The sequence below is a fragment of the Curtobacterium sp. MCPF17_018 genome, from assembly GCF_003234135.1.
GTDB classification, from domain to species: Bacteria; Actinomycetota; Actinomycetes; order Actinomycetales; family Microbacteriaceae; genus Curtobacterium; species Curtobacterium flaccumfaciens.
Genome location: NZ_QKSJ01000003.1, coordinates 1 through 24,072 on the forward strand (window position 1 = coordinate 1; position 24,072 = coordinate 24,072).

The following is a 24,072-nucleotide window of genomic DNA, read 5'->3' on the forward strand; positions in this document are numbered from 1 at the left end:
CGCCCGCCCGGCCGCCCCGCCGACCCGGCTACGCGAGCTCGATGAGCTCCGCGTAGTCCTTGTTCCAATGGTCCTCGGTGCCGTCCGGCAGCAGCAGCACGCGCTCGGGGTTGAGCGCCTCGACCGCGCCGGCGTCGTGGGACACCAGGACGACCGCGCCCTCGAAGCCGGCGAGGGCGTTGAGGATCTCCTCGCGCGAAGCCGGGTCCAGGTTGTTCGTCGGCTCGTCGAGCAGCAGGACGTTCGCGCCGGAGACCACGATCATCGCGAGCGACAGACGCGTCTTCTCACCACCGGACAGGACTCCGGCCTTCTTGTAGCCGTCGTCGCCGGTGAACAGGAACGACCCGAGCACCCGACGGGCCTCGGTCTCGTTGAGGTCGGTCGACGCCGACACCATGTTCTCGATCACCGTGCGGTTGATGTCGATGTTCTCGTGTTCCTGCGCGTAGTAGCCGATGCGCAGACCGTGGCCGGGCTGGATCTCGCCCGTGTCGGGCTGGTCGGCTCCCGCCAGGATGCGCAGCAGCGTCGTCTTGCCCGCACCGTTGAAGCCGAGGATGACCACGCGCGAACCACGGTCGATCGCCAGGTCGACACCCGCGAAGATCTCGAGCGACCCGTAGGACTTCGACAGCCCCTCGGCCATCAACGGGGTGCGGCCGCACGGGGCCGGGGTGGGGAAGCGGATCTTCGCGACCCGGTCGGCGACGCGCTCGTCCTCGAGGCCGGCGAGCAACTTGTCGGCACGCGCGACCATCTGGTGGGCGGCTGCTGCCTTCGAGGCCTTGGCGCCGAAGCGGGCGGCCTGGTCCTTGAGCGTGGCGGCCTTCTTCTCGGCGCCCGCGCGCTCCTTGCGGCGGCGCTCCTCGTCGGCGACGCGCTGCCGCTGGTACAGCTTCCAACCCATGTTGTAGATGTCGATGGTCTGCCGGTTGGCGTCGAGGTAGAAGACGCGGTTCACGACCTCGTCGACGAGCTCGACGTCGTGGGAGATGATGATGACGCCACCGGGGTAGGTCTTCAGGTGCTCGCGGAGCCACACGACCGAGTCGGCGTCGAGGTGGTTGGTCGGCTCGTCGAGGATCATCGTCTCGGCGTCCGAGAACAGGATCCGGGCGAGCTCGATGCGCCGGCGCTGACCACCGGAGAGCGTCTTGAGCTGCTGGTCGAGGATGCGGTCCGGCAGCTTGAGGTTCGACGCGATCGAGGCAGCCTCGGCCTCGGCCGCGTAGCCACCGAGCGCGTTGAACTGGTCGTCGAGGCGGCTGTAGCGGCGCATCGCCTTCTCGGCCACCGCCGCGTCGTCACTCGCCATGTCGAGGGTCGCGAGCCGGATGCCCTCCACGAGCTCACCGAGCCCACGGGCATCGAGGATGCGCTTCCGCGCGGTCTCCTCCGGGTCGCCCGAGCGGGGGTCCTGCGGCAGGTAGCCGATCTCGCCACCGCGCTCGATCTTGCCGCCGGTGGGCTGCGTCTCGCCCGCGAGGGCCTTGGTCATCGTCGTCTTCCCCGCGCCGTTGCGGCCGACGAGTCCGATCTTGTCGCCCTTCTCGACACGGAAGGACACGTCCTCCATGAGGAGACGAGCTCCGACGCGGATCTCGAGTTCGTGCACGGCAAGCACAGTGGACGTCCAATCAGTTGGTGGGTTTGCACAACGGTGTGTGCGTGAGGTGCACCGCTACGCTGACGGGACCGATGGTTCCGAACGGAACCAGCAGTCCATTCTAGGAGAATCCATGACGAACGCCACCGGGTTCGCTCCCCGCGCAGTCCTCGCCGACCGTCTGCGCACGCACGGTCTGGCCACCGACGCCGCCCTCGTCGCCGGCGGAGCCCTGTTCACCGCCGCGATGGCGCAGCTCCAGGTCCCGATGTGGCCGGTCCCGATCACCGGGCAGACACTCGCCGTCGTGCTCGTCGGCGCGACGCTCGGCGCACGTCGCGGCATGCTCTCGCTGCTCGTCTACGCCGTCGCCGGACTCGCGGGTGCGCCGTTCTTCGCCGACATGCAGGGCGGCCTGCAGGCCCTCGCCCTGCCGAGCTTCGGGTACGTCATCGGCTTCATCCCGGCCGCCGGGCTCGTCGGGTGGCTCGCGCGCCGCAACTGGGACCGCCACGTCGGGCGTGCCGCGGTGGCGATGCTGCTCGCGAGTGCCATCCCGTTCGTGACCGGCCTGCCGTACCTGGCCGTGGCGCTCGGGCAGCTCGGCGCCCCGAACGACGTCAAGTCGGTGCTCGCCGCCGGCCTGTACCCGTTCGTCGTCGGTGGCATCGCCAAGGCCCTCATCGCCGCCGGCATCCTGCCGCTCGCGTGGAAGGCCGTCGGCCGCCGCTGACGCCTGGCACGAGAACGGCCCCGCACCGATCGGTGCGGGGCCGTTCTGCGTCCGGTGCGGTGACGGACTGTCGGTCGGTCACGACTCCCCGCCAACTGGACGCCGAGTGGTCGGTCGGTCACGACTCCCCGCCAACTGGACGCCGAGTGGTCGCGTTCTGTCGCCTGGCGCGCGGTCAGCCGACAGAACGCGACCACCCGGCGAACGTGAGCGGGTGGTCTCGACCGCTCGGCGGCGCGCCCCGCGCGTGGCGCGCGCACAGACGGACGGGAGGCGCGGTGCCAGCTGGCACCGCGCCTCCCGTCCGTGGTGGGTCGCGACTAGATCGCGAACCCGAGGGCGCGCATCATCTCGCGTCCGTCGTCGGTGATCCGTTCCGGACCCCACGGCGGCATCCAGACCCAGTTGATCCGGAAGGCGTCCACGATGCCGTCGAGGGCGTTCGCGGTGTCACCCTCGATGACGTCGGTCAGGGGGCAGCCGGCGCTGGTGAGCGTCATGCTGATGACGAGCGCGTTGGCGTCGTCGTCCCAGGCGAGGTCGTAGATCAGGCCGAGGTCGACGATGTTCACGCCGAGCTCCGGGTCCTGGACCTCCTTCAGGCCCTCGACGACCTCGTCGAACTTGTCGGGAGCGAGTGCGGCGATCATCAGGCCTGCGCCTCGGCGGCAGCGGCCTGCACGTAGCGGTCGTAGCCCTCGTTCTCGAGGCGGTCGGCGAGCTCGGGGCCGCCCTGCTCCGCGACCTTGCCGGCGACGAACACGTGCACGAAGTCCGGCTTGATGTAGCGGAGGATGCGCGTGTAGTGCGTGATGAGCAGCACACCGAGGCCGGTCGCGGCCTTGGCGCGGTTGACGCCCTCGGAGACGATCTTCAGCGCGTCGACGTCGAGGCCGGAGTCGGTCTCGTCGAGGACGGCGAACTTCGGCTTGAGGAGCTCGAGCTGCATGATCTCGTGGCGCTTCTTCTCGCCGCCGGAGAAGCCCTCGTTGACGTTGCGCTCGGCGAACGACGAGTCCATCTTCAGGTCGGCCATCGACTGGCGGAGTTCCTTGATCCAGCCACGCAGCGCCGGAGCCTCACCGTCGATCGCCGTCTTGGCGGTGCGGAGGAAGTTCGACACCGTGACGCCGGGGATCTCGACCGGGTACTGCATCGCCAGGAACATGCCGGCACGGGCGCGCTCGTCGACGCTCATCGCGAGGACGTCCTGACCGTCGAGGGTGATCGTGCCACCGACGACGTTGTACCGGGGGTGCCCGGCGATCGTGTACGCCAGCGTGGACTTGCCGGAGCCGTTCGGCCCCATGATCGCGTGGATCTCGCCCTCGTTGATGGTGAGGTCGACACCCTTCAGGATCTCCTTGGTGCCCTGATCGGTGTCGATCGAGACCTTGAGGTCACGGATTTCCAGAGTGGACATTGCGTTCCTTCGGTTGCAGCTGTGGTGCGGCGTCAGCCGCGGGAAGTGGTGGGGGTGCTCAGTCGACCGGGACGACGTCCTGCACGTCGACGTAGACGTCGCCGTCGCGGACCTCGACCCGGAAGACCGGGACGGGCTCGTAGGCCGGGAAGTTCTGCGGCTTGCCGGTGGTCAGCGAGAAGCGGGACCCGTGGGCCCAGCACTCCAGCGAGTCTCCCTCGACGAAGCCCTCGGCCAGCGAGATGTCGCCGTGCGTGCAGGTGTCGCCGATGGCGTGGACCGTGCCGGACGAGTCCTTCACGATCGCGACCGCCGTGCCGCCGACGACCACGCGCATCGGGCTGTCCACCGCGATGTCGGCTTCGGCGCAGACCTTCTCGGCCATCAGGCGCTGGCCTCCGTGGCGCCGGCCTCGGCCGGTGCGGCGATGGCTTCGGCCGGTGCGGCGATGACCGAACGGCCCTCGGCCAGCTCCTGCTCGACCGCGGCGATGAGGCGTTCCTCGAGCTCGGGCGCACCGATCTTCTGGATGACCTCGACCAGGAAGCCGAGCACGACGAGGCGCCGGGCCTCTTCTTCCGGGACGCCGCGGGACTGCAGGTAGAACAGCTGCTCGTCGTCGAAGCGACCGGTCGCACTCGCGTGCCCGGCGCCCTCGATGTTGCCCGTCTCGATCTCGAGGTTCGGGATGCTGTCGGCACGGGTGCCGTCGGTCAGCACGAGGTTGCGGTTCTGCTCGTACGAGTCGGTGCCGTCGCCGGCGCGGCCGATCAGGACGTCACCGATCCAGACGGTGTGCGCGCCCTGGCCCTGCAGCGCCCCCTTGTAGTTGACCCGACCGCGCGTGTTGGGCGCGTCGTGGTTCACGTAGACCTGCTGCTCGATGTACTGGCCGGCGTCGGCGAAGTACACGCCGTACATCTCCGTGTCGGCGCCCTGCGCACCGAGGTGCGTCGACGGGTTGACCCGGATGACGTCGCCGCCGAGCGAGACCACGACGTGCTTGAGGAACGCGTCGCGACCGACCTCGGCGAAGTGCGTCGCGACGTGCACGGCGTCGTCGTCCCAGTCCTGCAGGCTGACGACGGTCAGTCGCGCGTTCTGCTGCGCGACGATCTCGACGTTCTCGCTGAGCAGGGCGCTGCTGCGGTTGTCGAGCACGACGATGCCCTGCGCGTTCGGCTCGGCCGTGATGACCGTGTGTGCGGCGCGGGGCTGCGACCCGAAGTCGGAGCGGGTCACCGTGATGAACTCGTGTGCCTCGGTGGCCTTGATCGTGATCGCCAGCACGGCGTCACGCGCGGTCCAGGCGGCGGCCGAGGCGCGGTCCTCGGGCAGCCCGGCGGAACCGACCCGCGGGTCGTCGCTCCGACCCCACTCGACGTCGGCACCCTCGGACTGGCGGGCGAGGTACGGGTAGGCGGATCCGTCGAGTCCGCCGTCCAGCAGCGGCTGGAGCTTGGCGAGCGGCGCGAACTTCCAGTTGACCTCTCGGCCGGTGACCTTCGGGAACGCCTCGACGTCGCCGGACTGGAACCGCTCGGAGCGGGTCTGGACCGGCACCTTCTTGTCGGGGGCGTCCCAGCCGCCGTCGGAGTGGGCTCCGGCGCCGTGCTGGGTGCCGCCCTGCGCTGCGGCAGCGGGCTCGATCGGCTGGTCGATGTGGGGAGGGGTGGTGCTGGACATCTAGCCGACGGATCCTTCCATGCTCATCTCGATGAGCTTGTTGAGTTCGAGTGCGTACTCCATCGGGAGCTCGCGGGCGATCGGCTCGATGAAGCCACGGACGATCATCGCCATCGCCTCGTCCTCGGCCATGCCGCGGGACATGAGGTAGAAGAGCTGCTCCTCGCTGACACGCGAGACCGTGGCCTCGTGTCCCAGCTGCACGTCGTCGACACGGATGTCGATCGCCGGGTAGGTGTCGCTCCGGCTGATCGTGTCGACCAGCAGGGCGTCGCAGCGCACGGTGTTGGCGGCGTGGTGCGCGGCCGGGTCGACCCGGACCTCACCGCGGTAGCCCGCACGACCGCCACCACGGGCGATCGACTTCGAGACGATCGACGACGTCGTGTACGGCGCCATGTGGATCATCTTCGCGCCGGCGTCCTGGTGCTGACCGGGGCCCGCGAAGGCGACGGAGAGCGTCTCGCCCTTGGCGTGCTCGCCGGCGAGGTAGATCGACGGGTACTTCATCGTGACCTTGGACCCGATGTTGCCGTCGATCCACTCCATCGTCGCGCCCTCGTGTGCGATCGCACGCTTGGTGACGAGGTTGTAGACGTTGTTCGACCAGTTCTGGATCGTCGTGTACCGAACGCGGGCGTTCTTCTTCACGATGATCTCGACGACGGCCGAGTGCAGCGAGTCGGACTTGTAGATCGGGGCGGTGCAGCCCTCGATGTAGTGGACGTACGAGTCCTCGTCCGCGATGATCAGCGTCCGCTCGAACTGACCCATGTTCTCGGTGTTGATCCGGAAGTAGGCCTGCAGCGGGATCTCGACGTGGACGCCCTTGGGGACGTAGACGAACGAGCCACCGGACCAGACGGCCGTGTTCAGCGCGGCGAACTTGTTGTCGCCGGCCGGGATCACGGTGCCGAAGTACTCCTCGAACAGCTCGGGGTGCTCACGGAGCGCCGTGTCGGTGTCCATGAAGATGACGCCCTGCTGCTCCAGGTCCTCGCGGATCTGGTGGTAGACGACCTCGGACTCGTACTGCGCGGCGACGCCGGCGACGAGGCGCTGGCGCTCGGCCTCGGGGATGCCGAGCTTCTCGTAGGTCGCACGGATGTCCTCGGGGAGGTCTTCCCACGACTGCGCCTGCTTCTCCGTGGAACGCACGAAGTACTTGATGTTGTCGAAGTCGATGCCCGTCAGGTCGGCACCCCACGTCGGCATCGGCTTGCGGCCGAAGAGCGACAGCCCCTTGAGGCGGTTCTTCAGCATCCACTCGGGCTCGTTCTTGAGGTTCGAGATGTCGGTGACGACCTCTTCCGAGATCCCACGACGGGCGGAGGACCCTGCCGAGTCGGAGTCGGACCAGCCGAACTCGTATTGGCCGAGCCCTTCGAGCTCGGGACGGTCGATGAGCACGTCGGACATGGTCTCCTCGTTTCCTTCTCGCGGGACAGCGTTACAGGTGTGAACCCGTGGCGTCTGGACGCCATTCCACCGCGGACCGCTGACATGCGGACCCGGTGCTGCTCCCTCGCAACGACAATGGTTCCACGCAGTCCGTGGAGTGATCGGCGATCTCGGCCCATTCGGAGCCGGCGCCTGCCTAGACTTGACTGCTGCTGAACCCTCGAATCCTACAGGTTCACTGCACGGAACAACAGGAAGGCACCACCCTCGTGACACGCGTCGGATCCCCCGTCGAGCAGGATCTCCGGACCGGACGGTGGTGGTCGCTCCCCCGCGTGGTGGACCGTCGCGTCGTCGCACTGGCCTGGGCGTCCTTCGTGGTCGAGGTCGTGCTGATCGGCACCGGGGGCCTGGTGCGCCTCACCGCCTCGGGCCTCGGATGCCCCACCTGGCCCAAGTGCACGGCGGATTCGCTGGTCTCCACGCCGGAGATGGGCATCCATGGCATCATCGAGTTCGGCAACCGCCTGCTCACCTTCGTGCTCGTGATCGTGGCCGTCGCGATGTTCCTCGCGGTCGTCCGGATGCTCCGCACGCGCCCCGAACTGTTCTGGCTGGCGTTCGCTCAGGGCGTCGCGATCCCGGTGCAGGCCGTCATCGGCGGCATGAGCGTCTGGACGAACCTGAACCCCTTCGTGGTCGGGCTGCACTTCGTCGTCTCCGCCGCCCTCACCTCGGTGACCGCTGCGCTGGTCTACCGGACGACGCACGGCCCGCGGACCGCACAGCGCCTCGTCCCCGGCTGGTACACGGGTGTCGTCCGCGGCACCGTCGCCGCCGTCGTCGTGACCGTGCTCGTCGGCATCCTCACCACCGGCAGCGGCCCGCACGCCGGAGCCGACGCCGCGGTCGACGGTGGGCGTCTGCACCGCACCGGGTTCGACCCCGCGGTCATGGAGCACGTGCACGCCTGGCCCGCGTACGCCCTCTTCGCGCTGACCCTGGTGCTCGTCATCGGAGCCGTCCGCCTGGGTCGTCCGAGCAAGTGGCCCCTGCTGCTGCTCGTCGTCGAGTTCTTGCAGATCGCCGTCGGCCTCACGCAGGCGCGCACGGGTCTGCCCGTCGGGCTCGTCGGCACGCACATGGTGCTCGCCGGACTGCTCGTCGGTGCGGTGACCGCCGTGGTGCTGTCGACGCGGGCCTCGGCCGGTAGAGACGCCGTCCGGGAACCCATCGACGCCTGACGCCCGGGCGCGTCGCGCGCTCGGCACCCGTTCTCCGACACCCCACGAGTCGTTCGACTCGTGGGGTGTCGCGTTGACGGTGGGCATGGCCAATGGGCGCACCACGCGCGGTCCGCAGCTGCGCGCGTCCGCCCCGCGGCCGACGCCGGCAGCGCCGGCATGGAGGCCCGCGGCGGGCCCGCACCGTGCCTCCAGGCCGCCCGTGCCCAGCACAGAGCGCCGGCGTCGTCCGGAGACACCGCGGAGCGCGCGAGACGCCGCCGGATTCGGCGGCGTCTCGGCGGATGGGTGGGCGTCGTGCCGACACGACGGCGTCGTACGAACAGGACCGCATCGCGTCGACACGACGGCGTCAGCCGCACACGACGGCGTCAGCCGGACACGACGGCGTCCTGCGGACCGAGCGCGCGCGGGCGCCCGCTCGACCGCCTAGAAGGTGAAGACCTGCGGCAGCAGCGGGTCGATGCCCACGGCGATGAAGAGCAGCGTCAGGTACGTGATCGAGCTGTGGAAGACGCGCATCGGCTGCACGTGCTCGACGTGCTGGATCGCCCGCGAGTACAGGCGGTGCGACTCGAGGACGAACCAGACACCGCCGGCCAGCGCGACGACCGTGTAGAGCGGCCCCATGTGCCCGACCGGGATGAGCAGGAGCGAGCAGACGAGCGTCGCCCAGGCGTACAGCACGACCTGCAGGCCGACGACGGTTCGGCCGCGAACCACGGCGAGCATCGGCACGTCGGCCGCGTCGTAGTCGTCGCGGTACTTCATCGACAGCGGCCAGTAGTGCGGCGGCGTCCAGAGGAAGATCACCATGAACAGGATGACCGGGGTCCAGGTCAGCGACCCGGTGACGCCCGCCCAGCCGATGAGCACCGGCATGCAGCCGGCCGAGCCGCCCCAGACGATGTTCTGCGGGGTGCGGCGCTTGAGCCACAGCGTGTAGACGAACACGTAGATGAGGATCGCGATGACGCTCAGCGCCGCGGCGAGCCAGTTCACCAGGAACCCGAGCACCGCGGTCGACAGGATGCCGAGCACCCACGAGAACACGAGCGCTTCGCGGTCGGACAGCTCACCGGTGACGAGCGGGCGGGTGCTGGTCCGCTTCATCAGCCGGTCGATGTCGCGGTCGATGTAGCAGTTGAACGCCGACGCCGAACCGGCCGACATCGCTCCGCCGAGCATCGTCCAGAAGACGAGCCACAGGTCGGGGACGCCGCGTTCGGCGAGGAACATCGTCGGCGCCGTGGTGACGAGCAGCAGCTCCATCACGCGCGGCTTCGTCAACGAGACGTACGCACGGACCTTGCGGGACAGCGGCGATCGGGGTCGATCGGTGTCGGGCCGGGTCACGGTGGCAGTCGGCAAGAGAACCTCAGTCTGTTCGCATCAGCTCGCACACTCGGTGGACGACTGCGACGGCGTCCGGGCATGCGCTGACCCGGAATGTCCACGGGTCCCGACCAGTTTACGTGATCGAAGCGCCGCGACGGTGCCCCGCTCCGACATCCCGGCGTGATTCGGAGCGCTCGACACGCCCGGATCGACCGTCGTCGGCCACCCCGGTGTGAACATCGGGGGTCACCTGAACCCCTTCTGAGTACCGGGTCACTATGCTGGACACGCCCTCCCGCAGTGCGCGCCCCGATGACGTCGGCCGCGATGAGCCGGTCGGCCGCCGCTAGACGGCGACACGACTCGGCCCCGGGATGGCCACATGTCCGTGCGATGGCACGAGCCCTCGCACATGTCGCATCAAGAAGGGTCAACATCCAAGTGGCTGAATTCACCTGGGACGCCATCGACCGGAAGGCCGTCGACACGGCCCGCGTTCTCGCCGCCGACTCGGTCGAGGCCGCCGGCAACGGTCACCCCGGCACCGCGATGAGCCTCGCTCCGCTCGCCCACCTGCTCTTCCAGAAGGTGATGCGTCGCGACCCGAGCGACTCCACCTGGATCGGCCGCGACCGCTTCATCCTCTCCGCCGGTCACGCCTCGATCCTGCAGTACGTGCAGTTCTACCTGCACGGCTACGGGCTCGAGATCGAGGACCTGCAGCACCTGCGCAAGTGGGGCTCGAAGACCCCGGGTCACCCGGAGTACGGCCACACCGACGGCGTCGAGATCACCACGGGCCCGCTCGGCCAGGGCCTCGCGTCCTCGGTCGGCTTCGCCTACGCCCAGCGCTTCGAGCGCGGCCTGTTCGACCCGGAGACCCCGGCCGGCCAGTCGCCGTTCGACCACTACACCTACGTGATCGCCGGCGACGGCGACATGCAGGAAGGCGTGACGAACGAGTCCGGCTCGCTCGCCGGCCGTCAGCAGCTCGGCAACCTCATCGCGTTCTACGACTCGAACCAGATCTCGATCGAGGACAACACCGACATCGCGTTCTCCGAGAGCGTCGCCGACCGCTACGAGGCGCTCGGCTGGCACGTCCAGGTCGTCGACTGGAAGAAGACCGGCGAGTACTCCGAGGACGTCGAGGAGCTCCACGCCGCGATCGAGGCCGCCAAGCAGGTCACCGACAAGCCGTCGCTCATCGTCCTCAAGACGATCATCGGCTGGCCGTCGCCGACCAAGCAGAACTCGGGCAAGATCCACGGTTCGGCGCTCGGCGCCGACGAGATCAAGGGCCTCAAGGAGGTCCTCGGCTTCGACACCGACAAGACCTTCGAGGTCGCCCCCGAGGTCCTCGAGTACACCCGCGGCGCCGTCGCCAAGGGCCAGGCCGAGCACGCCGAGTGGCAGAAGACCTTCGACGCGTGGGCCGCGGCCAATGCCGACAAGAAGGCGCTGTTCGACCGTGTCCAGTCGAAGGAGCTCCCGGAGGGCCTCGAGGCAGCGCTCCCGGTGTTCCCGACCGACAAGGCCGTCTCGACCCGTGCCGCCTCCGGCAAGGTCATCAACGCCATCGCGCCGCTGATGCCCGAGTTCTGGGGCGGTTCGGCCGACCTCGCCGAGTCGAACCTCACCACGATCGAGGGCGCCAAGTCCTTCGGTCCGGCCGAGGCCTCGACCTCGACGTGGAGCACCGACCCGTACGGCCGCGTGCTGCACTTCGGCATCCGCGAGCACGCGATGGGCTCGATCCTCAACGGCATCGTCCTGCACGGGAACACCCGCCCCTTCGGTGGCACGTTCCTCATCTTCAGCGACTACATGCGTCCGGCTGTCCGTCTCGCCGCGCTCATGCAGGCGCCGGCGATCTACGTCTGGACCCACGATTCCATCGCCCTCGGCGAGGACGGCCCGACGCACCAGCCGATCGAGCAGGTCTCGTCGCTCCGCGCGATCCCCGGTCTCGACGTCGTCCGCCCGGCCGACGCCAACGAGGTCGCGTACGCGTGGCTCGAGATGCTCAAGCACACCGACCGCCCGGCCGGCATCGCGCTGAGCCGTCAGAACCTCCCCGTGTTCGAGCGTGGCGAGGGTGACGCCTCCGGTGAGGTCTTCGCCTCGGCGAAGAACGTCGCCAAGGGTGCGTACATCCTGGCCGAGGCGCCCAACGGCACCCCGGACGTCATCCTCATCGCGACTGGTTCCGAGGTCCAGATCGCGGTCGAGGCACGCGAGCAGCTCAAGGCCGAGGGCATCAACGCCCGCGTCGTGAGCGCCCCGTCGATCGAGTGGTTCCGCGCCCAGTCCGAGAACTACCAGGACCAGGTGCTCCCGAAGAACGTCACCGCTCGCGTGTCGGTCGAGGCCGGCATCGCCATGAGCTGGCGCGACATCGTCGGCGACAAGGGCCGCAGCGTCTCGATCGAGCACTTCGGTGCATCGGCCGACTACCAGACGCTCTTCAAGGAGTTCGGCTTCACGACGGAGCACGTCGTGGCCGCCGCGAAGGAATCGATCGCAGCTTCCTGACCTGCAAGGGCCGGGTCCGGTTTGCCGGATCCGGCCCTTCTTCCGGGAGGCCCGGCTCGGTTCCGCCACGGGCCTCCCGTCCCCGAAACCCCGACTCACGGTCCTCACGGACCCGTCGATGAAAGAAGAAGAGAAACACATGGCTGAGAACACCCCCACCGCCGCCCTCTCCGCGGTCGGCGTGAGCATCTGGCTCGACGACCTCTCCCGCGAGCTCCTCGAGACCGGCAAGCTCACCGAGCTCATCGAGCAGAAGAACGTCGTCGGCGTGACGACCAACCCGACGATCTTCGCGTCGGCCCTCGCCAAGGGCGAGCGCTACGACTCGCAGGTCAAGGAGCTCGCCGCTGCGGGCACCGACGTCACCGACGCGATCTTCGAGATCACCACGCAGGACGTCGCGAACGCCTCCGACGTCTTCAAGCCGATCTACGACGAGACCAAGGGCTTCGACGGCCGCGTTTCGATCGAGGTCGAGCCGGGCCTCGCGCACGACACCGCCAAGACCATCGAGCAGGCCAAGTTCCTGTTCGAGAAGGTCGGCAAGGAGAACGTCCTCATCAAGATCCCGGCGACGCTCGAGGGCCTCGAGGCGATCACCGAGGTCATCGGCGCCGGCATCTCCGTCAACGTCACCCTGATCTTCTCGCTCGAGCGCTACCGCGCCGTCATCGACGCCTACCTCGGTGGGCTCGAGAAGGCCAAGGCCGCCGGCCACGACCTCTCCAAGATCCACTCGGTCGCGTCCTTCTTCGTGTCGCGCGTCGACTCCGAGATCGACAAGCGCCTGGACGCCGTCGGCACCGACGAGGCCAAGGCCCTCAAGTCGAAGGCCGGCATCGCCAACGCGCAGCTCGCCTACCAGGTCTGGACCGAGGCGTTCGCCTCGGAGCGTGCCCTCGGCCTGCTCGAGTCCGGCGCCAACACGCAGCGTCCGCTCTGGGCCTCGACCGGTGTCAAGGACCCGTCGCTCCCCGACACGCTCTACGTGACCGAGCTCGCCGCCCCGAACACCGTCAACACGATGCCGGGCAAGACGCTCGACGCCACGTTCGACCACGCTGAGATCCACGGCGACGCCATCGCCGGCACGTTCGACCAGGCACAGCAGGTCCTCGACCAGCTCGCCGCACAGGGCGTCGACTACGACGAGGTCGTCGCACTGCTCGAGAAGGAGGGCGTGGACAAGTTCAACGTCTCCTGGGGCGAGCTCGTCGACACCGTCAAGAACGCGCTCGAGGGCGCCAAGTAGTGACGGTTTCCATCGCAGCCAGCGGCGACGCCGCGCGGGCCATCGAACAGGTGGTCCCGCGGCTCGTCGCTGACCTGGTGGCCTCGGGCATCACCGCCCAGGACGCCGATCTGTGGGGAACCGCCGCCGAGGCCGAGGCGTCGAAGCGCCTCGGCTGGGTGGAGGCCGTCTCGGTCTCCCGCCCGCTCGTCGCCGAGGTGACCGCGCTGCGCGAGTCGCTCCGTGCCGAAGGGGTCGACCACGTCGTCCTCGCCGGCATGGGCGGCTCGTCCCTCGCACCCGAGGTCATCACGCGCACCGCTGGCGTGCCCCTCACGGTCCTCGACTCGACCGAACCCGCACAGGTCCGCGCAGCCGTGACGACCGACCTCGAGCGCACCGTGCTCGTGGTCTCGTCGAAGTCCGGTTCGACGCTCGAGACCGATTCGCAGCGTCGTGTCTACGAGCAGGCCTTCCGCGACGCCGGAATCGACCCGGCCCGCCGCATCGTCGTCGTCACCGACCCGGGCTCCGCGCTCGAGGCCGCTGCGATCGACGCCGGCTACCGCGTCTTCACCGCCGACCCCACGGTCGGCGGCCGCTACTCCGCGCTCACCGCCTTCGGCCTCGTGCCGTCCGGGCTCGCGGGAGCGGACATCGCCGAACTCCTCGACGAGGCCGACGCGATCTCCGCGCTGCTCTCGGTCGACCTGGACGAGAACCCCGGGCTCGTGCTCGGTGCGGTCCTCGCCGGAACCGAGCCGCTGCGCGACAAGATCGCCATCGTGCCCGACGGCACGCACATCGTCGGTTTCGGCGACTGGGTCGAACAGCTGATCGCGGAGTCGACCGGCAAGGACGGCCGCGGCCTGCTGCCCGTCGTGCTGCACGCGGACTCCCCCGAGGTCACCGCCGGCCTGCCCGACGTCCAGGTCATCCGCCTGGTCGGTTCGCGCGAGGACGAGCGTCACGTGGCCGAGGGCGAGGTCGAGATCACCGGCACGCTCGGCGGCCAGATCCTCGTCTGGGAGTACGCCGTCGCGGTCGCCGGTCGCCTGCTCGGCATCAACCCGTTCGACCAGCCCGACGTCGAGGCCGCCAAGGTCGCGACCCGCGCGCTGCTCGACGACCGCCCCGCTCCGGCGGAGCCGGCGTTCTCCGAGGACGGCATCGCCGTCCGCGCGACGCCCGGACTCGCGGTCGGTGCGACGCTCTCGGAAGCCGTGTCGGGCCTCCTGTCCGCACTCGACCCGACCGGCTACGTGTCGGTGCAGGCGTACGTCGACCGCACCACGAACAGCGGCCTCGAGTCGCTGCGCGACGCGATCGCGGCGCGTACCGGACGCCCCGTCACCTTCGGGTACGGACCTCGGTTCCTGCACTCGACCGGCCAGTACCACAAGGGCGGCCCCGCCACAGGAGTGTTCCTGCAGATCGTGGCCGACGAAGCGGACGACCTGGCGATCCCGGGTCGGCCGTTCACGTTCGGGCAGCTCCTCCGGGCCCAGGCAGCCGGCGACGCGAGTGTCCTCGCCGAGCACGGCCGGCCGGTCCTCACCCTCACGACGTCGGACGTCCACGCCGCCACCGCGGCGATCGCGTCCGCCGTCTCCCACTGACTCGTAAGGAGTTCACCGACTCATGTCACCGGTGGCAATCACCCCGGAGCACAACCCGCTCCGGCTGCCGACGGATCGTCGACTGAACCGGATCGCGGGACCGAGCACGCTCATCATCTTCGGCGTGACGGGCGACCTGTCACGCAAGAAGCTGATGCCCGCGGTCTACGACCTGGCCAACCGGGGGCTCCTGCCCCCGGGGTTCGCGCTCGTCGGGTTCGCTCGTCGCGACTGGGAGGACCAAGACTTCTCCCAGCTCGTCCACGACGCCGTCAAGGAGCACTCCCGCACCCCGTTCGACGAGGACGTCTGGCGTCAGCTCGAACAGGGCATCCGCTTCGTGCAGGGCTCGTTCGACGACCCCGAGGCGTTCCGCGAGCTCAAGCGCACCGTCGACGACCTCGACGCCGAGCGCGGGACGCTGGGCAACCACGCGTTCTACCTGTCGATCCCGCCGAAGATGTTCCCGGTCGTCACCGAGCAGCTGAAGCTGTCCGGGCTGACCGAGAAGCGCGAGGGCTCCTGGAGCCGCGTGGTCGTCGAGAAGCCGTTCGGCTCCGACCTCCGCACGGCACGCGAGCTCAACGCGATCGTCGAGAGCGTCTTCGCGCCCGACGACGTGTTCCGCATCGACCACTACCTCGGCAAGGAGACCGTCCAGAACCTCCTGACGCTCCGGTTCGCGAACCAGATGTACGAACCCATCTGGAACTCGAACTACGTCGACCACGTGCAGATCACGATGGCCGAGGACATCGGCGTCGCCGGGCGTGCCGCGTACTACGACGGCATCGGCGCAGCGCGCGACGTCATCCAGAACCACCTGCTGCAGCTCCTCGCACTCACCGCGATGGAGGAGCCCGTCTCGTTCAAGGCCGCCGACCTGCGTGCCGAGAAGGAGAAGGTGCTCTCCGCCGTACGTCTGCCCGAGGACCTGTCGACCGCCACCGCCCGCGGGCAGTACGACGGCGGCTGGCAGGGCGGCGAGAAGGTGCTCGGCTTCCTCGAGGAGGCCGGGATGAACCCCGAGTCCGGCACCGAGACGTACGCGGCGATCAAGCTCGACATCGCGACGCGCCGCTGGCAGGGCGTCCCGTTCTACCTGCGCGCCGGCAAGCGCCTGGGCCGTCGTGTGACCGAGATCGCGATCGTGTTCAAGCGTGTCCCCGAGGACGTCTACGGCAACACGCAGTCCCCGCTCGGTCAGAACGCGCTCGTCATCCGTGTCCAGCCGGACGAGGGCGTCACGCTCCGCTTCGGTTCGAAGGTCCCCGGCGTCGGCACCCAGGTGCGCGACGTGACGATGGACTTCGGCTACGGCCACGCGTTCACCGAAGCATCCCCCGAGGCGTACGAGCGACTCATCCTCGACGTGCTCCTCGGTGACCCGCCGCTGTTCCCGCGGCACCAGGAGGTCGAGCTGTCCTGGAAGATCCTCGACCCCATCGAGGAGTTCTGGGCCACGCAGGGCCAGCCCGAGCAGTACCGTCCCGGCACGTGGGGCCCGGCATCCGCCGACGCGCTGCTCGCCCGCGATGGTCGGACCTGGAGGCGTCCGTGAAGATCGACATGCCCGACACCACGGTGTCGAAGATCCAGAAGAAGCTCGTCCGCATCCGCGAGGAGGGCGGCGCCGTCGCCCTCGGTCGCGTGCTGACCCTCATCGTCTCGACGGCCCTCGGCCACGAGGAAGAGGCGATCGAGGCGGCGAACGAGGCGTCCCGCGAGCACCCGATGCGCGTGATCATCGTCTCGAAGAACAGCGGTGACACGAAGTCCCCCGGTCGTCTCGACGCGCAGATCCGTGTCGGCAGCGACGCGGGTGCGAGCGAGGTCATCGTCCTGCGCGCGTACGGTGAGACCGCGACCGACGAGGAGAGCCTGGTCACCGGCCTCCTGCTGCCGGACGCACCCGTCGTGGCCTGGTGGCCGCAGACCGCTCCCGAGCAGCCCGCGGCGTCGGCCCTCGGCCGCATCGCGCAGCGACGGATCACCGACGCGGCCGCGCAGAAGGACCCGAACGGCGCGATCGAGGCCCTCGGGGCGTCCTACGTGCCGGGTGACACCGACTTCGCCTGGACCCGTCTGACCCTGTGGCGCAACCAGCTCGCCGCGGCGCTCGACCAGCCGCCGTACGAGCCGATCACCGCGGTGGAGGTCTCCGGAGCGTCCGACAGCCCGTCGACGATCCTGCTCGCCGCCTGGCTGCAGCTGCAGCTCCGGGTGCCGGTGTCCGTCGTCACGTCACCGCGCGCGACGGGGTCCAGCGGCATCCACGGTGTGAAGCTCGTGCGTGAGTCCGGCACCATCGAGCTCGAGCGGTCCCTGGTCGACGTCGCGACGCTGTCGATGCCCGGGCAGCCGACGCACGACCTGTCGCTGCCACGCCGCAACCTGCGCGACTGCCTGGCCGAGGAACTCCGTAGACTCGACCCGGACGTCCTCTTCGGAGACGTCGTCAAGCACGGGGTGCCCCAGCTGCGCGAGACCATCGCCCGCTGATCCACACCCACACGGTCGGGCCGCCTGTCTGGTGCAGGCGGCCCGACCGGACCGAAGGCGGTCGGACGACCGGTCAGCCGCCACGAACACGGGAGTCACGTGACCAACGAACGGCGGGTGCTCGTGCACCCGGACAAGCAGGCCCTCGGCGCTTCGGTCGCCGCACGCTTCATCACCAAGATCATCGACGTGCTCGACGAGCAGGAGCGTGCCGACATCGCGATCAGCGGTGGCTCGGTGTCCTCCCTGGTCCTCGCCGCGATCGGCCAGTCGCCGGCGCGCGAGAGCGTCGACTGGTCGAAGGTGCACGTCTGGTGGGTCGACGAGCGCTGGGTTCCGGCGGACGACGCCGACCGCAACACGACCGGCACGCAGAGCGACTTCTTCGACCACGTCGACATCCCCTCGTCGAACATCCACCCGATGCCGGCGTCGGACGGCGGGCTCGACATCGAGGCCGCTGCGACCCAGTACGAGCGCGAGCTGCAGGACGCCGCACCCGAGGGTGCCGTCGCTCCGCGCTTCGACATCACGCTGCTCGGCGTCGGTCCCGACGGACACACCGCCTCGCTCTTCCCGGAGTTCCCGCAGCTCACCGTCACCGACCGCGCCGTCGTGTCGGTCGACGACTCCCCCAAGCCGCCGCCGCAGCGTCTGACCGTCACCTTCCCGGTGATCAACGCCTCGCAGCGCGTCTGGGTGATCCTCTCCGGTGCCGAGAAGGCCTCGGTCCTCGGGCTGGCCCTCGCCGGTGCGTCGATCGAAGACGTCCCCGTGGGTGGCGTGCAGGGTCGCAAGCGCACGGTCTTCTTCGTGGACCAGGACGCCGCGCGCGACGTCCCCGAGAATCTGATCGCGTCGACGTACTAGACGCGCGTTCCTGACGGACAGGAGGCCCGGAGCCAGCTGGCACCGGGCCTCCTGTCCGTCTGCGGTCGCGCCCATCGCGTGCGTCGAGCGGTCGCGACACCCCGCCGGCGCGGCACCGAGGGGTCTGGAACCGTCGTCTGCGGGCACCGCAGGCGACACAACGCGCCACCACGGCGCACCGCACGCGGCGTGTCCTGACCACTCGGCGAACCGGAGCTCGGCGCGGCACCCGGCACGTCGAGCGGTCGCGACACCCCGCCGGCGCGGCACCGAGAGGTCAGGAACCGTCGTCTGCGGGCGCCGCAGGAGACACAACGCGCCACAACGGCGCACCGCAGGCGGCGTGTCCTGACCACTCGGCGAACCGGCGCTCGGCGCGGCACTCAGCACTCCACCCCGCGCGGCACACCTGTGCCGAGCGGTCGCGACACCCCGCCGGCCCGGCACCGACGGGTCTGGAACCGTCGTCTGCGGCCGCCGCAGGCGACACAACGCGCCACCTCGGCGCACCGCACGCGGCGTGTCCTGACCACTCGGCAAACCGGTTCTCGGCGCGGCACCCAGCACTCCACCCCGCACTCCACCCCGCACTCCACCCCGCGCGGCACACCTGTGCCGAGCGGTCGCGACACCCCGCCGGCACGGCACCGAGGGGTCTGGAACCGTCGTCTGCGGCCGCCGCAGGTGACACAACGCGCCACCTCGGCGCACCGCACGCGGCGTGTCCTGACCACTCGGCGAACCGGCTACCCGCGCGCCGAGCACTGCCGGCAGTCCCCCGGACGCACGAAGGCCCCCGCACCATCGGTGCAAGGGCCTTCGTCAGCGTTGAGCGCTAGCTCTTCTTCGCCGCGGTGCCGCGACGCTCTCGGAGCTGCTGGAGCGCGTCCTCGAGGAGCTGCGCTGCCTCTTCCTCGGTGCGGCGTTCCTTCACGTACGCGAGGTGGGTCTTGTAGGGCTCCGTCTTGGAGACCACGGGAGGGTTCTCCTTGTCGCGCCCGGCCGGCAGACCACTCGACGGCGAGTCCACCGTCTCGGGGATCTCTTCGTCGGGCAGGTTCGCGGCGAAGTACCGCACGACCTCGTTGCCCAGGGCGTCCCAGTACGAGATCGCCACGCGCTCGGCCTGGACCCCGCGGTCCTGTTCGCCCATCGGGCCCGCGCCGACGCGGGACCCTCGGATTGCACTGCCTCCGCTTGCCATGGATCAGACCCCCGCCGTGAACTTGTTGATGAGACCGAGCACGATGATGGAGACGATCCAGACCAGACCGAGGATCACCGTGATGCGGTTGAGGTTGCGCTCGGCCACGCCGGACGCACCGAGGTTGCTCGTGACCCCACCGCCGAACATGTCGGAGAGGCCACCACCGCGGCCCTTGTGCAGCAGGATGAGGAGCGTGAGCAGGAGGCTCGTGATTGCGAGCAGGACCTGCAGCACGACGGAGAGTATCGCCACGACGTACCTTTCGTGTCAGTCAGCCGTACCAGTGTACCGGCCACGCGGAGCACGGACGGTACCTGGACGGGAGTGGTGCGGACGACTGCCCGCGACGACGTCGCCCGTGGACTACAGCCCGACGTGCTGACGGAACCGCGCGATGGCCGCGAACTCCTGCACGTCGAGCGAAGCGCCACCGACGAGCGCGCCGTCGATGTCGGGCTCGCGGAGGAACCCCGCGATGTTGCCCGACTTGACCGAGCCGCCGTAGAGCACCCGGGTGTCGGCAGCAGCCTGGTCGCCCCAGGCTGCGGCGATGCCACGACGGATGGCCGCGCACTCGTCCTGCGCCTGCTCGGCCGTGGCCGCCTGGCCGGAGCCGATGGCCCAGACGGGCTCGTACGCCACGACGATGTCGGCGGGCTTCACCGCGTCGAGCACGACACGGAGCTGCTCGACCGGCACGACGCCGGCGCCGCGCTCTTCGCGCTGCTCGCCGGTCTCGCCGACGCACACCACGGGGACGAGACCGTGCTTCACAGCCGCTGCGGTCTTCGCCGCGACGACCTCGTCGGTCTCACCGTGCAGCGTGCGCCGCTCGGAGTGGCCGACGATGACGTACTGGGCGTCGAGTGCAGCGAGGAACGCGCCGGAGACGTCACCGGTGTAGGCGCCGGAGTCGAACTGCGACAGGTCCTGCGCACCGAAGTGGATGGGCAGCTTGTCGGCCGAGATGAGCGTCTGCACGCTCCGCAGGTCGGTGAACGGCGGGAACACCGCGACCTCGACGTCGTCGAAGTCGTGCCGGGCGTCCTTGAGCGTCCACGCGAGCTTCTGCACGGTGGCGATGGCCTGGAGGTGGTCCAGGTTCATCTTCCAGTTACCCGCGATCAGCGGAACCCGGCTCATGCTGCGCCTCCCGAGAGCACGGAACGGAGTGACATCCGGGTCATGCGGTCCACCCCAGTGCTTCGAGACCGGGCAGCGACTTGCCCTCGAGGAACTCGAGGCTCGCACCGCCGCCGGTCGAGATGTGGCCGAACTGGTCGTCCGAGAAGCCGAGCGAGCGCACGGCGGCAGCGGAGTCGCCACCACCGACGACGCCGAGGCCGTCGACCTCGGTCAGCGCCTGTGCGACGGTCTTCGTGCCGGCGGCGAAGGCCGGGAACTCGAACACGCCCATCGGGCCGTTCCAGAACACGGTCTTCGAACCCGAGACGGCCGAGGCGAACCGCGCTGCGGTCTCAGGGCCGATGTCGAGGCCGATGCCGTCCGTGCCGAACGACGAGGACTCGATGGCGTCGGCCGCCACGGTCTCGTGGTCGGCGTCGGCCGCGAAGCCGGAGGCCACCACGACGTCGGTCGGCAGGTCGATGGTGACACCGAGCTCCTTCGCCCGCGAGAGGTACTCGCGGACGACGTCGAGCTGGTCGGCCTCGAGCAGCGACTTCGCGACCCCGTGGCCCTGGGCCGCGAGGAACGTGAAGAGCATGCCGCCACCGATGCAGAGGGTGTCGACCTTCGGCAGGATGTGGTCGATGACACCGAGCTTGTCGCTGACCTTCGAACCGCCGAGCACCACGGTGTAGGGGCGCTCCGGGTCCTTGGTCAGTCGCTCGAGCACGCGGAGCTCGGTCTCGATCAGCGAACCGGCTGCGCTGGGCAGTGCGGACGCGAGCTCGTAGACCGAGGCCTGCTTGCGGTGCACGACACCGAAGCCGTCGGAGACGAAGGCGTCACCGAGGGCGGCGATGCGGTCCGCGAAGGCACCGCGCGTGGCGGCGTCCTTCGAGGTCTCCTCCGGGTTGAAGCGGAGGTTCTCGAGCAGCAGGACGTCGCCGTCCTCGAGGGCCTCGGCCGCGGCGGTCGCTTCGTCGCCGACGGTCTCGCCGACGAACGTGACCTCTTTGCCGAGCAGCTCCGAGAGCCGCTGGGCCACGGGTGCGAGCGAGAACTCGGGCTTGGGCTCCCCGTCGGGGCGGCCCAGGTGCGAGATCACGATGACGCGTGCGCCGGCGTTGACGAGGGTGTTCAGCGTGGTCAGCGACGCGCGGACGCGGCCGTCGTCCGTGATGGTGCCGTCCTTGAGCGGGACGTTCAGGTCACAACGGACGACGACGCGCTTGCCGGCGAGGTCGCCGAGGTCCTCGAGGGTGCGGAGGGCCATGTGTTACAGACGCTCGCCGACGTACTCGGTGAGGTCGACGAGGCGGTTCGAGTAGCCCCACTCGTTGTCGTACCACGAGGTGATCTTCACGAGGCCGCCGATGACCTTGGTCAGGCCGGAGTCGTAGATCGAGGAGTGCGGGTCCGTGGTGATGTCGGTCGACACCAGCGGGTCCTCGCTGTAGAGCAGGATGCCCTTGAGGGGGCCTTCTGCGGCCTCCTTGTAGGCGGCGTTGATCTCGTCGACGGTGACCTCGGACTTGGTCTCGAGGGTGAGGTCGGTGATCGACCCGGTGGGGACCGGGACACGCAGCGCGAAGCCGTCCAGCTTGCCGGCGAGCTCGGGGAGCACGAGGCCGATGGCCTTCGCCGCACCGGTCGAGGTCGGCACGATGTTCAGCGCGGCGGCACGGGCACGACGGGGGTCCTTGTGCGGGCCGTCCTGCAGGTTCTGGTCGGCGGTGTAGGCGTGCACCGTCGTCATGAGCCCACGCTCGATGCCGAACTTGTCGTGGAACACCTTGGCGAGCGGCGCGAGGCTGTTCGTGGTGCAGGACGCGTTCGAGATGATGTGGTGGTTCGCGGGGTCGTACTGACCCTCGTTCACGCCGAGCACGATGGTGACGTCGTCACCCGAGGCCGGAGCGGAGATGATGACCTTCTTGGCACCGGCGTCGATGTGCTTCTGCGCATCGGCGGCCTTGGTGAAGAAACCGGTCGACTCGATGACGATGTCGACACCCAGCTCGCCCCAGGGGAGGTTGGCGGGGTCGCGCTCGGCGAGGACCTTGATGGCCTTGCCGTCGACGACGATGTTGTCGCCGTCGAGCTCGACGGTCGCGGGGAGCTTGCCCGTGATGGAGTCGAACTTCAGCAGGTTGGCGAGCGACGCGTTGTCGGTGAGGTCGTTCACCGCCACGATCTCGAGGTCGGAGCCCTTCGCGAGGGCGGCCCGGAAGAAGTTACGGCCGATGCGGCCGAAGCCGTTGATACCGATCTTGACGGTCAATGGATCTCCTGGTGAGTGTGGAGCGCCCAGGGGGCGCTGCTTTCGGGAGTCGCGCACCCTGGCGGGCCCGCGTGTGGTGGACGATACGCCCCGTAACGTCGCCGTAACGACCCTAGCAGTCGGACACTGCGTGCCCGAGCGTGATGACGGTCCGTCCGGACGGTCGCCGACCAGGCCGGGAACGGGTCCGAGAACGGGCCGTGAAACGGACGGGAGGCGCGGTGCCAGCTGGCACCGCGCCTCCCGTCCGCAGGGTCGACAGACCCGTGTCAGGCCCCTTCGAGCTCCTCGGGAACGCTCGCTTCGGTGCCCGGGATGCCGAGGTCGGAGGCCCGCTTGTCGGCCATCGCCAGCAGGCGACGGATGCGGCCGGCGATGGCGTCCTTGGTCATGGGCGGGTCCGCGTGCTGGCCGAGCTCGTCGAGCGAGGCGTCGCGGTGCTGCAGGCGCAGTGTGCCGGCGTACTGCAGGTGGTCAGGGACCTCGTCGCCGAGGATCTCGAGCGCACGCTCGACCCGGGCGCAGGCGGCCACGGCGGCCTGCGCGGAACGGCGGAGGTTCGCGTCGTCGAAGTTGACCAGGCGGTTCGCGGTCGCACGGACCTCGCGGCGCTGGCGCATCTCCTCCCAGTCGGCGGTGGTGCGCGCGGCCCCCATGACGGTCAGCATCTGACCGATGGCCTCGCCGTCGCGGATGACGACGCGGTGCACCCCGCGGACCTCGCGGCCCTTGGCGGCGACCCCGAGACGCGACGCGGCACCGACGAGGGCCATCGCGGCCTCGTTGCCGGGGCACGTGACCTCGAGCGCTGCAGCCCGACCCGGGTCGGTCAGGGTGCCGGAGGCGAGGAAGGCGCCGCGCCAGATGGCGGCCAGGTCCTCGCGGTTGCCCGTGGTCAGGCGGTTCGGCAGCCCGCGGACGGGGCGACGACGGGCGTCCATCAAGCCGGTCTGGCGGGCGAGGGTCTCCCCCGCCTCGAGCACGCGGACCAGGTAGCGGGTGCCACGGCGGGCGGACGCGGACGACCCCACCGACGCCTCGCTGCGCACGCCGTAGAGCTCGGCGAGGTCCTTGCGGACCCGGTGCACGATGATCCGGGTGTCGAGCTCGACCTCGACCGCGATGCGGCCCGAGATGACGTGCAGACCACCTGCGAACCGGAGGATCGTGGCCAGTTCGGCGGCGCGGACCGTGTTGCGGTTCACGGCGACCCTGGCCAGTTCGTCCTTGACCTCGGCAGTCAACGGCACAGCATCATTCCTAAC

At 69.5% G+C, this 24,072-nt stretch carries 21 protein-coding genes; 8 read left to right on the forward strand and 13 right to left on the reverse strand.

Going from position 1 to position 24,072, the window contains the following annotated elements; genetic code table 11:
• Window positions 1-28: 28 nt before the first annotated feature.
• The gene (locus tag DEJ27_RS04480) at window positions 29-1,627 is read right to left on the reverse strand and encodes an ABC-F family ATP-binding cassette domain-containing protein (protein ID WP_027465675.1); all 1,599 of its coding nucleotides are present in this window, start codon (window positions 1,625-1,627) and stop codon (window positions 29-31) included.
• A gap of 115 nt (window positions 1,628-1,742) precedes the next feature.
• Here DEJ27_RS04480 and DEJ27_RS04485 point away from each other — a divergent pair, with 115 nt between their 5' ends.
• The gene (locus DEJ27_RS04485) at window positions 1,743-2,342 is read left to right on the forward strand and encodes a biotin transporter BioY (protein ID WP_110862761.1); all 600 of its coding nucleotides are present in this window, start codon (window positions 1,743-1,745) and stop codon (window positions 2,340-2,342) included.
• Window positions 2,343-2,662: 320 nt separating this feature from the next.
• Here DEJ27_RS04485 and DEJ27_RS04490 read toward each other — a convergent pair whose 3' ends face one another.
• From DEJ27_RS04490 to sufB, 5 genes are read right to left on the reverse strand one after another with little or no spacing between them, the layout of a single operon-like run.
• Complete coding sequence (locus DEJ27_RS04490) at window positions 2,663-2,992, reverse strand: metal-sulfur cluster assembly factor (RefSeq protein ID WP_017887270.1); 330 nt, start codon at window positions 2,990-2,992, stop codon at window positions 2,663-2,665.
• The gene (gene sufC / locus DEJ27_RS04495) at window positions 2,992-3,765 is read right to left on the reverse strand and encodes a Fe-S cluster assembly ATPase SufC (protein ID WP_110862760.1); all 774 of its coding nucleotides are present in this window, start codon (window positions 3,763-3,765) and stop codon (window positions 2,992-2,994) included. Before sufC ends, DEJ27_RS04490 begins: the two co-directional genes overlap by 1 nt.
• A gap of 58 nt (window positions 3,766-3,823) precedes the next feature.
• Window positions 3,824-4,150 carry a non-heme iron oxygenase ferredoxin subunit gene (locus DEJ27_RS04500; protein ID WP_017887268.1) on the reverse strand — a complete coding sequence of 109 codons (327 nt, stop codon included), beginning with the start codon at window positions 4,148-4,150 and terminating at the stop codon, window positions 3,824-3,826.
• Complete coding sequence (gene sufD / locus DEJ27_RS04505; RefSeq protein ID WP_258370292.1) at window positions 4,150-5,451, reverse strand: Fe-S cluster assembly protein SufD; 1,302 nt, start codon at window positions 5,449-5,451, stop codon at window positions 4,150-4,152. The genes DEJ27_RS04500 and sufD overlap by 1 nt, the downstream gene beginning before the upstream one ends.
• Window positions 5,452-6,870, reverse strand: coding sequence for a Fe-S cluster assembly protein SufB (gene sufB, locus DEJ27_RS04510; RefSeq protein WP_027465678.1), 1,419 nt, complete (start codon window positions 6,868-6,870; stop codon window positions 5,452-5,454).
• Window positions 6,871-7,121: 251 nt separating this feature from the next.
• Here sufB and DEJ27_RS04515 point away from each other — a divergent pair, with 251 nt between their 5' ends.
• Entirely contained in the window at window positions 7,122-8,096 is a 975-nt protein-coding gene (locus DEJ27_RS04515) for a heme A synthase (RefSeq protein WP_051596734.1), read from the forward strand.
• 429 nt (window positions 8,097-8,525) lie between these two features.
• Here DEJ27_RS04515 and DEJ27_RS04520 read toward each other — a convergent pair whose 3' ends face one another.
• A complete protein-coding gene (locus DEJ27_RS04520; RefSeq protein WP_110862759.1) occupies window positions 8,526-9,452 on the reverse strand; it encodes a heme o synthase in 927 nt (308 codons plus the stop codon).
• Between the two features lie 423 nt (window positions 9,453-9,875).
• Between DEJ27_RS04520 and tkt the strand changes: the two genes are divergently transcribed.
• The 6 genes from tkt to pgl all read left to right on the forward strand — a co-directional run bounded on the left by tkt (window position 9,876) and on the right by pgl (window position 18,191).
• Window positions 9,876-11,969 (forward strand): transketolase, encoded by a 2,094-nt coding sequence (tkt, locus tag DEJ27_RS04525; protein ID WP_110862758.1) that lies wholly within the window; start codon window positions 9,876-9,878, stop codon window positions 11,967-11,969.
• Window positions 11,970-12,108: 139 nt separating this feature from the next.
• The gene (gene tal, locus DEJ27_RS04530; RefSeq protein ID WP_110862757.1) at window positions 12,109-13,221 is read left to right on the forward strand and encodes a transaldolase; all 1,113 of its coding nucleotides are present in this window, start codon (window positions 12,109-12,111) and stop codon (window positions 13,219-13,221) included.
• On the forward strand, window positions 13,221-14,819 hold the full coding sequence (locus DEJ27_RS04535; RefSeq protein WP_111090410.1) for a glucose-6-phosphate isomerase: 1,599 nt from the start codon (window positions 13,221-13,223) through the stop codon (window positions 14,817-14,819). The genes tal and DEJ27_RS04535 overlap by 1 nt, the downstream gene beginning before the upstream one ends.
• Window positions 14,820-14,841: 22 nt before the next feature.
• Window positions 14,842-16,380: a glucose-6-phosphate dehydrogenase gene (gene zwf, locus DEJ27_RS04540; protein ID WP_027465683.1), complete on the forward strand. Its 1,539-nt coding sequence runs from the start codon at window positions 14,842-14,844 to the stop codon at window positions 16,378-16,380.
• Window positions 16,377-17,321 carry a glucose-6-phosphate dehydrogenase assembly protein OpcA gene (locus DEJ27_RS04545; RefSeq protein ID WP_110862755.1) on the forward strand — a complete coding sequence of 315 codons (945 nt, stop codon included), beginning with the start codon at window positions 16,377-16,379 and terminating at the stop codon, window positions 17,319-17,321. Before zwf ends, DEJ27_RS04545 begins: the two co-directional genes overlap by 4 nt.
• A 99-nt stretch (window positions 17,322-17,420) precedes the next feature.
• Window positions 17,421-18,191: a 6-phosphogluconolactonase gene (pgl, locus tag DEJ27_RS04550; RefSeq protein ID WP_111090411.1), complete on the forward strand. Its 771-nt coding sequence runs from the start codon at window positions 17,421-17,423 to the stop codon at window positions 18,189-18,191.
• Between the two features lie 835 nt (window positions 18,192-19,026).
• On the opposite strand, the gene DEJ27_RS04555 is transcribed toward pgl, so the two are convergent.
• The 6 genes from DEJ27_RS04555 to whiA all read right to left on the reverse strand — a co-directional run bounded on the left by DEJ27_RS04555 (window position 19,027) and on the right by whiA (window position 24,057).
• Window positions 19,027-19,395: an RNA polymerase-binding protein RbpA gene (locus tag DEJ27_RS04555; protein WP_110862753.1), complete on the reverse strand. Its 369-nt coding sequence runs from the start codon at window positions 19,393-19,395 to the stop codon at window positions 19,027-19,029.
• 3 nt (window positions 19,396-19,398) lie between these two features.
• On the reverse strand, window positions 19,399-19,650 hold the full coding sequence (gene secG / locus DEJ27_RS04560; protein ID WP_017887256.1) for a preprotein translocase subunit SecG: 252 nt from the start codon (window positions 19,648-19,650) through the stop codon (window positions 19,399-19,401).
• Between the two features lie 111 nt (window positions 19,651-19,761).
• On the reverse strand, window positions 19,762-20,541 hold the full coding sequence (gene tpiA / locus DEJ27_RS04565) for a triose-phosphate isomerase (RefSeq protein WP_111090412.1): 780 nt from the start codon (window positions 20,539-20,541) through the stop codon (window positions 19,762-19,764).
• Between the two features lie 40 nt (window positions 20,542-20,581).
• On the reverse strand, window positions 20,582-21,799 hold the full coding sequence (locus DEJ27_RS04570; protein ID WP_071244734.1) for a phosphoglycerate kinase: 1,218 nt from the start codon (window positions 21,797-21,799) through the stop codon (window positions 20,582-20,584).
• Window positions 21,800-21,802: 3 nt separating this feature from the next.
• Complete coding sequence (gap, locus tag DEJ27_RS04575; protein ID WP_027465689.1) at window positions 21,803-22,807, reverse strand: type I glyceraldehyde-3-phosphate dehydrogenase; 1,005 nt, start codon at window positions 22,805-22,807, stop codon at window positions 21,803-21,805.
• 269 nt (window positions 22,808-23,076) lie between these two features.
• The gene (whiA, locus tag DEJ27_RS04580; RefSeq protein WP_027465690.1) at window positions 23,077-24,057 is read right to left on the reverse strand and encodes a DNA-binding protein WhiA; all 981 of its coding nucleotides are present in this window, start codon (window positions 24,055-24,057) and stop codon (window positions 23,077-23,079) included.
• Between the last annotated feature and the right edge of the window lie 15 nt (window positions 24,058-24,072).

Excerpts from the sequence above, each read along its gene's own strand:
- DEJ27_RS04485 (WP_110862761.1), top strand. The coding sequence starts at position 1,743 with ATGACGAACGCCACCGGGTTCGCTCCCCGCGCAGTCCTCGCCGACCGT.
- DEJ27_RS04490 (WP_017887270.1), bottom strand. The coding sequence starts at position 2,992 with ATGATCGCCGCACTCGCTCCCGACAAGTTCGACGAGGTCGTCGAGGGC.
- sufC (WP_110862760.1), bottom strand. The coding sequence starts at position 3,765 with ATGTCCACTCTGGAAATCCGTGACCTCAAGGTCTCGATCGACACCGAT.
- DEJ27_RS04500 (WP_017887268.1), bottom strand. The coding sequence starts at position 4,150 with ATGGCCGAGAAGGTCTGCGCCGAAGCCGACATCGCGGTGGACAGCCCG.
- sufD (WP_258370292.1), bottom strand. The coding sequence starts at position 5,451 with ATGTCCAGCACCACCCCTCCCCACATCGACCAGCCGATCGAGCCCGCT.
- sufB (WP_027465678.1), bottom strand. The coding sequence starts at position 6,870 with ATGTCCGACGTGCTCATCGACCGTCCCGAGCTCGAAGGGCTCGGCCAA.
- tal (WP_110862757.1), top strand. The coding sequence starts at position 12,109 with ATGGCTGAGAACACCCCCACCGCCGCCCTCTCCGCGGTCGGCGTGAGC.
- zwf (WP_027465683.1), top strand. The coding sequence starts at position 14,842 with ATGTCACCGGTGGCAATCACCCCGGAGCACAACCCGCTCCGGCTGCCG.
- DEJ27_RS04555 (WP_110862753.1), bottom strand. The coding sequence starts at position 19,395 with ATGGCAAGCGGAGGCAGTGCAATCCGAGGGTCCCGCGTCGGCGCGGGC.
- tpiA (WP_111090412.1), bottom strand. The coding sequence starts at position 20,541 with ATGAGCCGGGTTCCGCTGATCGCGGGTAACTGGAAGATGAACCTGGAC.
- DEJ27_RS04570 (WP_071244734.1), bottom strand. The coding sequence starts at position 21,799 with ATGGCCCTCCGCACCCTCGAGGACCTCGGCGACCTCGCCGGCAAGCGC.